Genomic DNA, 14380 nt, shown 5'->3' on the forward strand with positions numbered 1-14380 from the left:
ATGTTACGCTTCAAAATAGTGCTCAAAACAAAATAACGCTTGGGATTCAAATCCCAAGCGTTACATTACTTTTTTTATAATTTTATTTTACCGAAATTTTTTCAAGTGGCTGTGCATTTCCATAAACCGGGCGATTGCGGTCTACCGGCTGTGCCCATTTCACGGCATTCGTAATGACGCGTTGAATGTCTTTGTTATGGTACGTTGGATAAGTTTCATGTCCCGGTCTAAAGTAAAATACTTTGCCGTTTCCACGTGTAAACGTACAGCCGCTGCGGAACACTTCTCCGCCTTCAAACCAGCTTGTAAAAATAAGCTCGTCTGGAGCAGGAATGTCAAAATGCTCGCCGTACATTTCTTCTTTTTCCAGCTCGATATACTCCCCAAGGCCTGCAGCAATCGGATGGCTTGGCGCTACAACCCAAAGGCGTTCCTTCTCATCCGCTTCACGCCATTTCAAGTCACAGCTTGTACCCATCAATACTTTAAAAATCTTGGAGAAATGACCGGAGTGAAGAACAATCAAGCCCATTCCATCCAGCACGCGCTGCTGTACTTTTTGAACGATTTCGTCCTTTACATCTCCATGCGCAAGATGTCCCCACCAAATGAGTACATCTGTATTGTTTAATACCTCATCCGTTAATCCATGCTCTGGCTCATCTAGTGTAGCCGTTCCCGCATCGTAGCCAGCTTCAGTTAAAAATCCTGCAATCGCACCGTGAATACCTTGAGGATAAATTCCAGCTACAACCGGATTTAATTGCTCATGACGATTTTCATTCCATACCGTTACCTTTGCCATTATATGAACACTCCTTATTCATTCAGTTAATCTCAGTATAAAAAATTCGCGCCGTTTACGTAATACTTAAACATGCTGATTTTATATTCAAAAGTGTCTTCCTTTTTCAAATGAGCTGAAAAGACAGCTAATAATGACGCGTTTATTGATTCAACATTTCCAAAAGTGGTATACTTCAAAATGGAGGTCATGCCCATGCCTATCATAAAAACCTCCATTGATACGCATTCCGAAGCGATCAATGAAGAAGTCATTTATCAAAATCCGCTATTGTTTCTTAAAATTTGGGAGATTTACTCCGAAGCTGACTATTTCAGCACGCTTGAGAAACATCCATGGCACTATCATAAAGAAGTAGAATTCCTCGCTATTATTGAAGGTCACTTAGGTGTGCAAAGCAAGCACGGCTATGCCGTCCTCGGACCAGGCGATGTTATGGTGCTAGGCGCCTCCCAGCCACATCGCTCCCACAAACCACTTTCGGAAGTACAGCACTATGTTGTATTTCAGATAGATTTGGGCAAACATTTTGACCAGAGTACGATGCCTTATTTGAATTGCTTCTCCGAGCTGACAGAGCCGCTAGATAAGCTTAATTATATTTTTGACATGAACGAAACAGCCAAGCAAGAAACCCATGCCTTCATTTTGGAAATATTCAAAGAGTCGCAAACGAGGATGAGAGGCTACGAGATTGCTATCAGCTCAATTATAAAGCGATTGCTGCTTCTGCTGCTTAGAAGCGACAGCCGAAACCTGCTGAACGATACAGAGGAAATTGAACTAAATCGATTACGACCCGTTCTCGATTATGTGGACACCCATTTAAGCAGCAAGCTGTCCGTAGAGGATGCTAGTTCTTTGCTTAATTTGAGCTACCACTACTTCATTAAATATTTCAAAAAAACGATGGGCGTCTCTTTCGTTGAATACGTCAACTATAAACGAATTAAACGATCCGAGCTGCTGCTGCTGACGAGTGAGCTAAGCATCATGGATGTCAGCTACGAGGTCGGCATTACGAACATGGCCCAGTTCTATAAGCTCTTTAAACGGCAAAATCAGTGCTCACCACGAGAATACAAGCTGCGCATGCGCAGCGAATCCAGAGTTGCGATGGAAGGCATGAAGTAAGTTAAAATACAAAACGACCGCTCTCCCGTAAAAAACGAGAAGCGGTCGCTGTATGTTTTATATTATGCTTTTCTTTGAGAAAACGGTAGGTGACATTTCCTCTCCTGCCAGCTTATTTCCCCGCGTGACATGTACCTCTTTATCGAGAATAACGTGATCAAGGCTAGAATCCTCATCAATCACACATTTCTGCATCACGATACTATTTCGAACAACGGCCCCTTTCCCGATTCGAACGCCTCGGAATAAGATACTATTTTCCACAGTTCCCTCAATAATACAACCGTTAGCCACCTGTGAATTTTTAACGATGGCACTACTCGCGTATCTTGCAGGCGGTTCATCCTTGATTTTGGTGTAAATAACACCCGGCTCGTAAAATAGAGATTTCCATACCTCAGGATTCAACAGCTCTTTGCTGTGCTTAAAATAATTTTGAACGGAATTAATGACGGCCAAATATCCTTTATATTCGTAGCCATACACTTTTAACTCGTTCAGATTTCGAATAATGACATGCCGGACAAGGTCATAGTAGTTTTGATTCACACTTTTTTTGACCAGATTAATAAGCAGCTCTTTCTTAATGATGATCATCCGCATATAGGCTTTGTTGCTTTCCTTGTTCTGGCGATTTTCTGTCATACGTACGACTCGCCCATCCCGAGCCAAGTCAAGCGTAATGAGGTTAGAGAAATCGTCACGATCAACGTCCATTTCCTTGTAGATGACAGTAATATCTGCATTTGTGCGCTTATGATTTTCTACAGCTTCCGTATAGTTGATATTGCAAATCATATGACTGCTTGAAACGATGACGTACTCCTCCGTGCTGCGGGCAAAATATTCGAGAGAACCGTAAAAATTTTGCAAATCGCCGTTAAAGCCGGGAACATTGCTATTGTTAGGGGGCAAAATAAACAATCCTCGGTATTTCCGATCCAAATCCCACTCTTTCCCAGAACCCAAATGGTCAATGATGGAACGATAATTGTTATGAGCGAGTACTGCCACATTGTTAATTCCGGAATTCACCATATTGGATAATACAAAATCAATCAATCGATATCTGCCGCCGAAAGGTACCGTCGCTGTCGCTCTTGAGTAGGTCAGTTCATGCAAGAGCGGCTGATTAATGCTGAGATTGATGACGCCTAGAACATTATTCATCGCATTCACTCCTATATCAATTGAGAAGAAATGACCATGTTTTCACCGATTAGAGTGATTTCAGCCGCATCACCCGCGCTGCCTACAATCGCGCCATCTTGAATGACAGTGCCCGAGCCGATGATCGCTTTATGAATCGTGACATTGTTCCCAATCTTTGCGTCCGGCATAATAACCGAGTCTTTGATGAGGCTGCCTTCACCAACATGAACACCGTAAAAGAGTACGGAATGATCCACTTCCCCAAAAACCATACATCCTTCATTCACTAAGGAGCCTGTCACTTTGCCGGTAGATGCGATATGATGAGGAGGCTTGTTAGGGTTTTTAGCGTAAATTCGCCACTTCGCATCATGAAGCGTAAACGGTGGATTTTCAAGAAGAAGGTCCATATGTGCTTCCCACAGGCTTTCAACGGTTCCAACATCCTTCCAATAGCCGCTAAAACGATAGGCAAAAATAGAATGGCTGCTGTAGAGCATCGATGGAATAATGTCTTTGCCAAAGTCATTGCTTGATTCAGGGTCCTGCGCATCTGCAATTAATTTCTTTTTTAATACATCCCAAGTAAAAATATATATGCCCATGGAGGCGAGATTATTTTTGGGCAGCTTCGGCTTTTCCTCAAATTCAATAATTCGGTCTTCATGATCCACATCCATAATGCCGAATCGGCTTGCTTCATGTAATGGGACTTCAATTACGGCGATCGTAGCATCCGCTTTCCTTGCCTTGTGCTGCTCGAGCATGAGGGAGTAATCCATTTTGTATACGTGATCACCGGAAATAACTAAAACATATTCAGGATCATATTGTTCGAGATAATGAATATTTTGATAGATCGCATGCGCCGTCCCTTTATACCAGCTCCCGCCTCGTTGCTCCATAAATGGAGGAAGCACGGTAACCCCGCCATTTTTTCGATCCAAATCCCATGAGCTGCCTATTCCTATGTAAGCGTTCAGTACCATCGGTTGATACTGAGTCAGTACCCCAACCGTATGAATACCTGAGTTGCTGCAATTGCTTAACGTGAAATCGATGATCCGATATTTGCCGCCGAAAGGCACAGCTGGCTTTGCTAGCTTAGACGTGAGATGGCTTAATCTTTTTCCTTCACCGCCTGCAAGCAGCATCGCTACACATTCTTTTTTTTGCATTCGGCTCACTCCCCATCGTAAAAAAATTAGATACTCCAAAATGTTGTTTGAATTTTCTGATAATTATAAACACACCTCCTCCTTACTATATGTATTCAAAAATTTATTTAAAATGTAAGCGTATACAATGTTGTAAAAATTATATTACCTCCTCGTTAGAAGGAAGTCAACAGCAGTTAATTATTATTTTAAATGACTTATTTTTGCAATTTTCGCAGTGTTTAAGTGCGTAAAATATGCTCCTGTTAATGTTGTCAGATTCACTCACAAAGCCACCTATATTAGCGAAAATAGCTCATCTTTTATCACGAATTTAGTAATGATTTGTCTATATCCCCAAAAAAACAGCTCGTTCCTTAGTTAAGGACGCGCTGTTTTTTGGGTAGGCATAGCTTTTGAATAAAAAAGATCAAGGATTAAAAAGGCCTTCAGGCAGCTTGGCCTCCCAGCTTCTTGCATTGAGCCCTAGTGCGTGGAGAACAACTGCCGCCGTATCTGTAATCATTAGCTCACCTTGAAGCGTGGCATTATGTTTAATTCCAGGGCCAGTGCAGCCCCAGAAGATCGTTTTGTCCAGTGGGTGATCGCTGCCATGCTGATAAGCCTGCTCTCCGCCGCCCCCATGATCGGAAACGACAATAATCAAGCTGTCTTTCAGAAGTCCCGTCTCTTCAATGGCTTGTAATATGATTCCTGTACTTTCATCCGTCTCTTCTATGGCAAGCAGCTGTTCAGGTGTATTGAATCCATGCTGGTGCCCCGCTCCATCGGGTAAGTCTAAGCCGATAAACATCAGCAACACATCGGGATTCCCCTTAATATATTCAGCAGCCGCAAGCGAAAGCTCACGGTCATTCATCGATACTTTATGCACACCAATCGTCGATTCGATAATGCCATCGTTAATTGGATTCCAGACGCTGAACGCCGCCATTTTGGCATCTGGCATGTTATCCCGAACGATTCGAAAAATGGAAGGATATTGCGATTGCTCGGGAAACGTATGTTCACTGGCGATATCATTCGTAAGACCATGTTTTTCAGGACCTACTCCGTGAAGAAGCGATCCCCAGCATTGCGCACTAATCGTTGGTGAGACCGTTTGAGCGTCAAATGTGAACGTACCTGTACGAATTAATCGATCCAAATTAGGTGTATGCGCATCTTTCACAAAATTCCCTGCTCCATCCCAACCTATAATGAACACCCGTGCTATTTTCTCCATTCATCATTTCTCCTCTTCTATATGAAATAAGTGCTACCCCAATCCGACTCATGATTTCCATGTTTATCATACTCACCTACCTTTACAAAGTCAACATAAAAACAACTAATAACAACTAAAAACACATTTTTAGTTTTTGCTTTATTATTTTTTGAATATTTTGTTGTTTTCTATTATAAGGACTTTGCTTCGGTTCACTTAAAAGCTGTTATACATATAATGGTGGAGGCCAAGGAAATGGATGAAATAAAAGGAGGCTAATGATCAACATGACCGAAGAACCAAAGACGCCATTTGACTATAAGACGTATTGGGACAACAATTACTCCCAAGGCGGCACATCAGGCAGCGGCTCTTACGGTGTGCTGGCGGACTTTAAAGCGGAGGTAATTAATTCTTTTATAAGCGAACATGGGATTCAAAAGGTAATCGAATTCGGATGCGGGGATGGAAACCAAATATCATTAATGAGCTATGAACAGTATTTAGGTTTGGACGTAGCCAATTCCTCCATCGATATTTGCGCGCAAAGATTTGCCGGTGATCGCTCCAAAAGCTTTCTCTCCTACAACCCTCGACACTTCGTTAACCATGGTTATCTAACATGCGAGCTCGTCGTTTGTTTAGACGTTCTTTACCATATTACGGATGACCATGATTTCAACAAAACGTTGAACGACATTTTCTCATGCGAGGCGGAGTATGTCATTTTATATACACGAATTACAAGCGCCGACGAGCCAAACGTCGTGCCGACGATTCGAGATCGGGATATTTTAAATCATTTGAAAGCCTATAGCAACTACAAAGTTGAGCGTATTATCGAACAAAAACATAAGCATTTATCATCTGCGAGCTTCATCATATTGCAAAGAGAAAAGTGATTGATGATGACCATAAATACAAAAAGGAGTGCCCTACAAGTCATTACTYCTGACCTGTAGGACACTCCTTTTATTTATCTTTGTGCATAATGCGGTTCTCAGTCATCCCAGCATTCCACGTCTTCCAAACCTTTGACGCTGCTCTTAACAAATTGTGGATCACGCCCTGCCTTCTTCTGCTGCATATAGTTCCGCAGCACATCAAAGGCGATTCGTGATAAAAGAGTAATGGCGATGAGATTGACCACCACCATCAGTCCCATGAACAAATCTGCTAAATCCCAGACAAGCTGCACTTTGGCAACCGACCCGAAAATGACCATCGCCAGCACACAAATACGGTATAGCCATAACCAGACTTTACTAGTGTTGAGAAACTCAATATTCGTTTCCCCATAATAATAATTGCCCATCAATGTGCTGAACGCGAACAGAAAAACCATGATGGCTAGGAATCCCGATGCCCATGAACCCATATGTACGCTCAGAGCTGCTTGCGTGAGTTCAATTCCGCCTAGTCCCTGCTGTTCATATACGCCTGACAGCAAAATAATAAATGCTGTACTCGTACAAATGACTAAGGTGTCAAACAGAACACCAAGCGCTTGGATCAAGCCTTGCTTCGCCGGATGGCTGGTCGTTGCGGTAGCTGCAGCATTGGGTGCACTGCCCATCCCTGCTTCGTTAGAAAATAAACCGCGTTTTACGCCATGCATAAGCGCTGCGCCAAGTGAGCCGCCGGCTACTTGTTCTATTCCGAACGCATTTTTTACAATTAAAGCAAGCACTGCCGGCATATCTGTAATATTTATCACAACAATCGTAAGAGCTACCCCAATATACAAAACCGCCAGCACAACCACAATATATTCGGATAGCTTGGCGATCCGCTTAACACCGCCAATAATGATAACAGCAAATATCGCTGTCATAATCAATCCCACTGCCAGTCGATTGGTGCCAAAAGAGTTCTCAAAAGCAATCGTAATCGTGTTCGACTGCACAGCATTAAATACGAGCCCGAAGGACAACGTAATTAAGATCGCAAATAAGGCGCCCATCCACCGCTTCTTTAAACCCGCTTGCATATAATAAGCTGGGCCTCCGCGGAAGCTCTCTCCGTCCTTAATCTTGTAAACCTGAGCAAGCGTACTTTCTACGAAGCTTGAGGCTGAACCAATAATCGCGATGATCCACATCCAGAACACAGCCCCTGGTCCACCTAACGCGATCGCGATAGCGATTCCGGTAATATTCCCTGTTCCTACACGAGCTGCCATACTAATGCAAAACGCCTGAAATGGTGAAATGCTGCCGCGCGGACCGCTTGTGGACTCAAACAGCAGACGGAACATTTCCTTTAACATACGCAATTGCAGTACATTTGACCGCAGGGTGAAGTAAAGGCCAATTGCAATAAGCATAACAATCAACAGCTTCGACCATAAAAAATCATTCACAATACCAATTAAATCTTGAATCATTTGCTCCATTTGTTTCCCTCTCGATGTCGTTCTAAGAATCCATTCATAGTTATACTTCCCAAGGCAAGGAATTAATAACAATATAATTTCATCTATTGATGTGATTGCTCGAATACTCATTTGTGTAGGAATATGTAATCTTTTGCTACCATCAATCTAATATTCGGAAGAAACTATGATAGCACAAACGTTATGTTTTTCAAAATACACATATTGGTTTCTGCTCATCCTGTTGTTTATTTTCGATAAGAACAACTGTATAATTATTTTCTTTAAACTTTATATGTACAAATTCAAGGAGGCAAATCATGAGTGAAATTGCTAAAACGCCACAACCGCCTTATTATGCTGTCATATTTACATCAGAACGAACAGCAATTGAGAACCAATACAAGGAAATGGCGGATGAAATGGTGAAGCTTGCTTCCGTTCAACCGGGGTATCTTGGTGTAGAAAGTGCGAGAGAAGGACTAGGCATTACCGTGTCTTATTGGGAATCCCTTGAAGCGATACAAAAATGGAAACAAAATGAACGGCATTTGGTCGCACAACAACAAGGAATAGCGGAATGGTATAGCAGTTACAAAACAAGAGTTTGCAAGGTCGAACGGGATTATGGTTTCGAAAAAAACTAAACAAATAAGCATGGCGCMGCATCATAAAATACATCGTACGACTACGCAAAAAAGCTGACTTCGGGCTATCCCAAAATCAGCTTTTTCGGCAATCGACTACGTAGAACTCGGGGGTGATGATGTTCCCGAAGAATGATGAAGATATGCGATTGCTTCCGTTCGGCTCGAAACCTTCAGTTTTTTATAAATCGCACTCAAATAATTTTTTACTGTACCCGTCGTTAAAAACAATTCAGAAGCGATAGCTTGATTCGACTTCCCTTGTTTCAATTGCATTACAATATTTCGTTCCTGTGCGGACAAACCATTCAGCATGTCATCAGTCTGCTCGATTGAATAAGGCTCGGAAATTTGTTTGGGTGATCCTTGTTCATGCTGTTCTGGAAAGTTAAGAGCCTGTACAAGACGTTTCTGAATACGACTGGGATAATTGATTCTCCCCTCTAAACAATCCTGAATCGTAGAGAGAAGCTTCTTAGTCTCAACCCCTTTAACTAAAAAGCCGTTAGCTCCATGCCGTATCGCTTCCCATATGTATTCTTCATCCTCGAATGTTGTAAGAACGAGCACTTTGGTATCCGGAAATTCCGTTTTGATTCGTTTTGTAGCTTCCAAACCATCTAACTTCGGCATATGGATGTCCATCAAAACCAGCTCAGGACGGTGCAATCGTACTTGCGCTATCGTTGCCAACCCATCACCCGTTGTAGCTGCAACTAAATATTCTTCCTCCATACTTAAAATAGCTGCCAAACCATCGCGAATTAAGGGCTGATCGTCTGCTATCACAATCGTTCTTTTAGACAATTTGCTCCCTCCGCTCTATCGTTTTCGTCTGAATAGGTATGCTTATGTCTAGTGCTACACCATCGGCAGCACGCTCGTTCAAAATCGTTAGTTCTCCGCCAATTTCCTTCACTCGCTCATTCATCGCTTTCAAACCAAAACCATGAACAAATTGCGATGGAACTTTTCCGTTATTGGATAAAATAAACCGGATCTGCCCATCACGATGAGTTAGCGAAAACTCAAAATGGGTACTGCAACCATGCCGAATACCATTAGTAAGGCCTTCTTGCAATGCCCGATAAATCGTTATTTCGACTATTGGCAGCAGTTCAGGCAATGCGGCATCAATCTCGCATGTAATTTCCACCTGAGTTTGTCTCTTCGTTTCATCGATCAGCTTAATAAGCTCAGGTATAAAAGGTTGATCTAGAACATTTTCATGCAGCAGCTGTACTGAGCTTCGCACATCATCCAAACCATTATGAATATATTCTTTCGTTCTATTGATCATATCTTTTGCAATCGCATAATTGTTTTTCTCAATCGCATGTACTGCTGTTTGCAGGCCGGCTAACGCTGATGTTAACGTATGTCCAACGGAATCATGAATTTCACGGGATATTCTAGTCCGCTCTTGTAATTGTGTTTTCTTTGCTAACTCAATGGATGCGATTCGCAGCTGTTCATTGTCTTTGGCCAGCTGATTCTTTTGCTGAAAAGCAATTTTTGCAAGGAGGCTTATCCCAAAAATTGCAAAGTAGTCGATGATTCGAGGCAACATATAAGCTATTTCTTTAAAGGGCGGGAATTGGCGATAAACCAAAAGTCCTAGTACAAAACTAGCATAGCTCAACGTAGTAAAGATAATGGACAGTTTTCTGCTGTGATAAAAGCTAAATTCTCCAACGAGAATTAAAATATAAATTTGTGCAAAAAAGCTGTCCGACCCTATTGATATAACAGATGCCAAGATTAATTGAATAGATAAGCTCAATATGCCTATCCATCCTTCTAGGTTAATCTTTAGGATGTAATTTCGAATGAAGACGATTGCTATATACGTACATACCAGCAATAAAAGCAAAGCAGATAGCTTGCTCGTATGAAACAATAAGCAAATCGTCGCTCCTATTACAATGATGAACAAGATGTGAGTCATTTTGTTATTTAATTGTACATCCATAGTAATGCCCCCGAGTGGGATGATAGATTTACCATTTATTTTATCATAAACATGACTTAAGTCATATGTTCGAGGTAAAAGCAGTCGAAAAATGACGAAAAAGCGATTTTCTAATGATCTTCTTCATCTAGAATAAGCCTTTCGTATTATCTATAATGAGAAAAGTTGGATAAACAATTAGGATTAGCAATGTTTTTTTCTGCAGGTGAGAGTAAAAAAGTTCAAGGGAGACTTGTAGAAATGCTTGTGATAGTATGGAACGCAATCGGTTGTTTGCTTCTCATTTTAAGTGTGTTTTTCTCAATCCGCTTAATACTAGAAGGTAAGTATAAACAGTGAAACTCTCCTATGAAATTAAGAAACCGTCACATGAAGCGATATTTAATAATAATTACGATATAGAAAATGAAGATGTTAACGATTTTCTAATTCGAAGATTAGATTTTGTTATGCAAAGTTTTGCAACTCGTTATCGCCTTACACAGCGCGAATCAGAAATTCTCATCCTTTCCGTTGTATATGGTTTTACTAATCGCGAGATCTCCGAAAAATGCGTGATCAGTGAAAAGACGGTCAAAAATCATCTATCAAATCTAATGAACAAAATTGGCGCTCGATCCATGCGTAAACTATTTTCACTGCTGCTCTTCCATGCCTTATCCTCTTAAAAGCAATCCTCCTGCCATACGGCAGCCATTTAACCAATCCACAACCAATAGCGAAAATGTAGATGCCCTAACAACATGAAAAACCTACCATAAAGGTAGGTTTCATGTTACTGGAACAAATGTAAAATAGCCTGTGGATTTTGATTAGCCTGAGCGAGCATAGCTTGTGCCGTTTGATTCAGAATACGCGATTTGGTTAAATCCATCATTTCTTTTGCCATATCAGCATCACGTATTCGTGATTCTGCTGCGGTTAAATTTTCGGCATAATTTCCTAAGTTGTTCGCTGTGTGTTCTAATCGATTTTGCAATGCTCCATAAATCGTTCTATAGTTTGTAACTCTTGTTATGGCATGATCTGCTTGAGCTAGCGATTCACTAGGTATGGCCGGCGGTAAAATAGACATATTGGCAATACCCAATCCTTCCAGCTTCACACTGAAAAGGGGAATAATTATCGATTGATTTTCGTTTGCCCCGATTTGAATATCAAGTCGAGGCGGAATATAGTCAACATCCTTTATGTCCGTAGTAACCGTTTCAATAATTGAATCAATTTGACTTGTCGTTTTATTCGTTACGAGGTAAACATCTTTCTTAAAATTAAAATGATTTAGCACAATGCCAAATTCTAAAACAGCGCCATCATCAAGATCCGTCGTTCCCCATGTCGGAGTGATGAAATTGGGACCTAAGTTATCCGATTGCAAAATATCGCTTCCCGTTGTTAATGTATTAGGCTTAACGTAGCTTCCGCCATTCAGGAATGAAAAATCGTAATTCACAAGATCATTTGATAGTTCAAACACAGTCCCTGAACTCGGTATTTCCGTTTGATTAGCAGTAACGCCTGTGGGAACTCCGCTGGAGGACGAAATATTATATGATCCGTCGTATTCCGGCTTAAAACCAGCACTAAATTTAATTTGTTTATCATCTATACCGGAATGATTTCTAATTTTAAACTCTGCTTTAAAAGCCGACCCGTCTGTCGACATAATCTTTTCAATTTCAATACCATCTTTTTCATAAACAGCTGTAATCGCACTCGAGGTTATAGCCGAGCTCGTTAAAGTAAAGTTATCAAGAGTATGAGAGATACCGTCTATTTCAACAGTTATGAACCGATCTTCAAATCCGCCAAAATCAGGGTACTGTCCGACTGTAGTTCCACTTGGAATAAGCTCAGTCTGAAAAAACACATTATTAATAGAGAAATGCTTAATATCAAGCTCTTTATATCTAGGATCGCTGACTAGTTCTCTTCCATAATAATAGGTACCTGTAGTTGTTGTCTCTGTATGGATATGTTCATTTTTTTCGTAATTGTTATACCCCTCACGTTCATCAGGTGAAGTAATGGGTGTGACTGAAGCGTTAAAATTGTTAACGTTACCGATCGTTGTATTCGTATTCGAAGATTGAGCGGTTACGGGAACCTCAGTCATACCAATTGGAAAAAAGGATGTTGTCCGTTCATTAATTATAGTCGTTGGAGGAAACGGTCCCGATGTATTTACTTTAATCGTATGACTTGAACGGTCGGCTAATATTTGAAAGTCATCACGTCCCAAAAGATTAATGGTATTGAATTCCGTTTGGGTAGCAATTCTATTTATTTCTTCTTTAAGCTGTTGAATTTCTTGGTCAATTTTCTGCTTGTCCTCAAACGTATTCGTATCATTCATGCCTTGAATAATCAATTCTCTTTGTCGTTGAATAATATCCGTTATTTCCTGGTATCCGCTTTCAGCAGTCTGAATAAGCGATATCCCATTTTGAACGTTTTTATGTGCTTGATCTAACCCTCTGATTTGAGCTCTCATCTTCTCTGAAATGGCTAGTCCTGCTGCATCATCAGCTGCACGATTAATGCGAAGACCCGAAGACAGCTTTTCCGATGCTTTAGATGTTTGGATATTATTTTTCTTTAAACTATTATGAGCGTTAATAGCAGATGGGTTATTATTAATTATCATTATGGCTTCTCCAGTTCGTTTATCAAGCGAAAGTTTAATTAGTTTACAGTTAAAACACAGACTTCGGAACTACTTATATCTACAATTCTAGACCAATGTACCCAAAACCTCCCAAACATTAAAATAAATTTCCTTAGGTGCTCATTTTTCTATAAACAAGCAAAAAACAAAAAAACGCTCGAAAATTCAAGCGTTTTACGATTATTTTATAGTGTACTTCAGCATAGTTGCTCTCGCGCGAAAGCATCACACCACTAAGCTCCTTCACTCATACGACTGCACAGGCTGGACTCCCTCATGACTTACCGTATCTATGACAGCTTGAAAAAGATTCGGCGGGTACTCCGCAATGCGATGGCACAAGTACAAATACCATTCATGTCCATAAGTAAGATAAATCCTGATCGGATATCCTGCTGCTTTCAGCTTGCTGCTCAAATCTGGACGAATGCCATACAGCATTTCAAACTCAGCATTAGAGCTTGATCCCACTCCTTGATTAAGAAGTTGTTCAATAATAGACTCATCATGGGTAGCGATCGATACACGATGTCCTTGGCGGAGCGCGCTCTCGACAAGTTCAACATAACGATCATTTAGCGCAGGAGTACGAGGTAACGAGTATTCACTGGATTCTTGATACGCGCCTTTGACGATGCGGATACGGCTAGGTGAGGATATAGCTGCCAAATCCTGCGGTGTTCTTTTCAAATGCGCCTGCAACGTAATGCCGACATTCGGATAAATAGAAGCTGCTCGCTCAAAAATAGACAGTATTCTGTCCGTCTTCGAGGACTCTTCCATACTAATGAATAGTTCAACACCAGCTTTCTGCGCCTGCTCAGCTAGATTCATAAGATTCGAATAAGCAAGCTCCTTATCCAGCGAGAGCCCGATATGTGATAGATCAAATGATACTCGTGCGGAAAGCTCATTTTGCCGAGCTTCATGGATGAGCGTCATCATTTCTGCAACTGCTGCCTCACATTCAGCGACATCAGCTGTATTCTCGCCGATATACTCGAGTGATACCGCGTATCCTTAGGAGGAAAGCTCGCTTGCTGCTTCAACTCCATCTTGCCTTGCTTCACCCGTTACATACCGAGCAGCTGCACGTCGCAGCATTTGGTTCAGCTCTGGCGTTTGCTCCACATATGACTTTAGGTCAGGACGACGAGCGATAGATTTGAGCGCTGCTGTAAATTGTTTTTCTAAGTCTGATCTGTAATGCATAATGGTTCAACCACTCCTTTATTCAAGTAAA

The 14380-nt window shown here is 41.3% G+C and carries 12 protein-coding genes and 1 pseudogene; 4 read left to right on the forward strand and 9 right to left on the reverse strand.

The genetic code is table 11. The features are described from left to right. Window positions 1-82: 82 nt before the first annotated feature. Window positions 83-805, reverse strand: a complete 723-nt coding sequence (locus AC1DPK_RS02400; protein ID WP_477509165.1) for a ThuA domain-containing protein — start codon at window positions 803-805, stop codon at window positions 83-85. 195 nt (window positions 806-1000) lie between these two features. On the opposite strand from AC1DPK_RS02400, the gene AC1DPK_RS02405 reads away from it, so the two are divergent. Beyond that, a complete protein-coding gene (locus AC1DPK_RS02405) occupies window positions 1001-1939 on the forward strand; it encodes an AraC family transcriptional regulator (RefSeq protein WP_477509166.1) in 939 nt (312 codons plus the stop codon). Between the two features lie 57 nt (window positions 1940-1996). Here AC1DPK_RS02405 and glgD read toward each other — a convergent pair whose 3' ends face one another. From glgD to AC1DPK_RS02420, 3 genes are all read right to left on the reverse strand, one after another. Continuing rightward, a complete protein-coding gene (gene glgD / locus AC1DPK_RS02410) occupies window positions 1997-3109 on the reverse strand; it encodes a glucose-1-phosphate adenylyltransferase subunit GlgD (protein WP_339208201.1) in 1113 nt (370 codons plus the stop codon). 11 nt (window positions 3110-3120) lie between these two features. Next, a complete protein-coding gene (locus tag AC1DPK_RS02415) occupies window positions 3121-4269 on the reverse strand; it encodes a glucose-1-phosphate adenylyltransferase (RefSeq protein WP_477509167.1) in 1149 nt (382 codons plus the stop codon). Window positions 4270-4678: 409 nt separating this feature from the next. Next, window positions 4679-5494 (reverse strand): alkaline phosphatase family protein, encoded by an 816-nt coding sequence (locus tag AC1DPK_RS02420; protein WP_477509168.1) that lies wholly within the window; start codon window positions 5492-5494, stop codon window positions 4679-4681. 269 nt (window positions 5495-5763) lie between these two features. On the opposite strand from AC1DPK_RS02420, the gene AC1DPK_RS02425 reads away from it, so the two are divergent. Beyond that, complete coding sequence (locus AC1DPK_RS02425; protein ID WP_477509169.1) at window positions 5764-6378, forward strand: methyltransferase domain-containing protein; 615 nt, start codon at window positions 5764-5766, stop codon at window positions 6376-6378. 98 nt (window positions 6379-6476) lie between these two features. Here the strand turns inward: AC1DPK_RS02425 and AC1DPK_RS02430 are convergent, their stop codons facing one another. Beyond that, complete coding sequence (locus AC1DPK_RS02430; protein WP_477509170.1) at window positions 6477-7871, reverse strand: alanine/glycine:cation symporter family protein; 1395 nt, start codon at window positions 7869-7871, stop codon at window positions 6477-6479. A 299-nt stretch (window positions 7872-8170) separates the two neighbouring features. On the opposite strand from AC1DPK_RS02430, the gene AC1DPK_RS02435 reads away from it, so the two are divergent. Further along, window positions 8171-8497 (forward strand): antibiotic biosynthesis monooxygenase family protein, encoded by a 327-nt coding sequence (locus AC1DPK_RS02435; RefSeq protein ID WP_339208191.1) that lies wholly within the window; start codon window positions 8171-8173, stop codon window positions 8495-8497. Window positions 8498-8593: 96 nt separating this feature from the next. On the opposite strand, the gene AC1DPK_RS02440 is transcribed toward AC1DPK_RS02435, so the two are convergent. Further along, complete coding sequence (locus tag AC1DPK_RS02440) at window positions 8594-9304, reverse strand: response regulator transcription factor (RefSeq protein ID WP_477509171.1); 711 nt, start codon at window positions 9302-9304, stop codon at window positions 8594-8596. After that, window positions 9297-10469: a sensor histidine kinase gene (locus tag AC1DPK_RS02445; protein ID WP_477509172.1), complete on the reverse strand. Its 1173-nt coding sequence runs from the start codon at window positions 10467-10469 to the stop codon at window positions 9297-9299. Before AC1DPK_RS02445 ends, AC1DPK_RS02440 begins: the two co-directional genes overlap by 8 nt. Before the next feature lie 335 nt (window positions 10470-10804). Between AC1DPK_RS02445 and AC1DPK_RS02450 the strand changes: the two genes are divergently transcribed. Continuing rightward, entirely contained in the window at window positions 10805-11137 is a 333-nt protein-coding gene (locus AC1DPK_RS02450) for a response regulator transcription factor (RefSeq protein ID WP_477509173.1), read from the forward strand. Between the two features lie 107 nt (window positions 11138-11244). Here the strand turns inward: AC1DPK_RS02450 and AC1DPK_RS02455 are convergent, their stop codons facing one another. Then, window positions 11245-13116, reverse strand: a complete 1872-nt coding sequence (locus AC1DPK_RS02455) for a flagellin N-terminal helical domain-containing protein (protein ID WP_477509174.1) — start codon at window positions 13114-13116, stop codon at window positions 11245-11247. A gap of 264 nt (window positions 13117-13380) precedes the next feature. Next, window positions 13381-14349: pseudogene (locus AC1DPK_RS02460) on the reverse strand (proline dehydrogenase family protein). Between the last annotated feature and the right edge of the window lie 31 nt (window positions 14350-14380).

Source organism: Paenibacillus sp. 01T424, assembly GCF_056398745.1.

Bases quoted from the DNA above. Each gene is read 5' to 3' on its own strand.
- AC1DPK_RS02400 (WP_477509165.1), bottom strand. From the start codon at position 805: ATGGCAAAGGTAACGGTATGGAATGAAAATCGTCATGAGCAATTAAAT.
- AC1DPK_RS02405 (WP_477509166.1), top strand. From the start codon at position 1,001: ATGCCTATCATAAAAACCTCCATTGATACGCATTCCGAAGCGATCAAT.
- glgD (WP_339208201.1), bottom strand. From the start codon at position 3,109: ATGAATAATGTTCTAGGCGTCATCAATCTCAGCATTAATCAGCCGCTC.
- AC1DPK_RS02415 (WP_477509167.1), bottom strand. From the start codon at position 4,269: ATGCAAAAAAAAGAATGTGTAGCGATGCTGCTTGCAGGCGGTGAAGGA.
- AC1DPK_RS02420 (WP_477509168.1), bottom strand. From the start codon at position 5,494: ATGGAGAAAATAGCACGGGTGTTCATTATAGGTTGGGATGGAGCAGGG.
- AC1DPK_RS02425 (WP_477509169.1), top strand. From the start codon at position 5,764: ATGACCGAAGAACCAAAGACGCCATTTGACTATAAGACGTATTGGGAC.
- AC1DPK_RS02430 (WP_477509170.1), bottom strand. From the start codon at position 7,871: ATGGAGCAAATGATTCAAGATTTAATTGGTATTGTGAATGATTTTTTA.
- AC1DPK_RS02435 (WP_339208191.1), top strand. From the start codon at position 8,171: ATGAGTGAAATTGCTAAAACGCCACAACCGCCTTATTATGCTGTCATA.
- AC1DPK_RS02445 (WP_477509172.1), bottom strand. From the start codon at position 10,469: ATGGATGTACAATTAAATAACAAAATGACTCACATCTTGTTCATCATT.
- AC1DPK_RS02455 (WP_477509174.1), bottom strand. From the start codon at position 13,116: ATGATAATTAATAATAACCCATCTGCTATTAACGCTCATAATAGTTTA.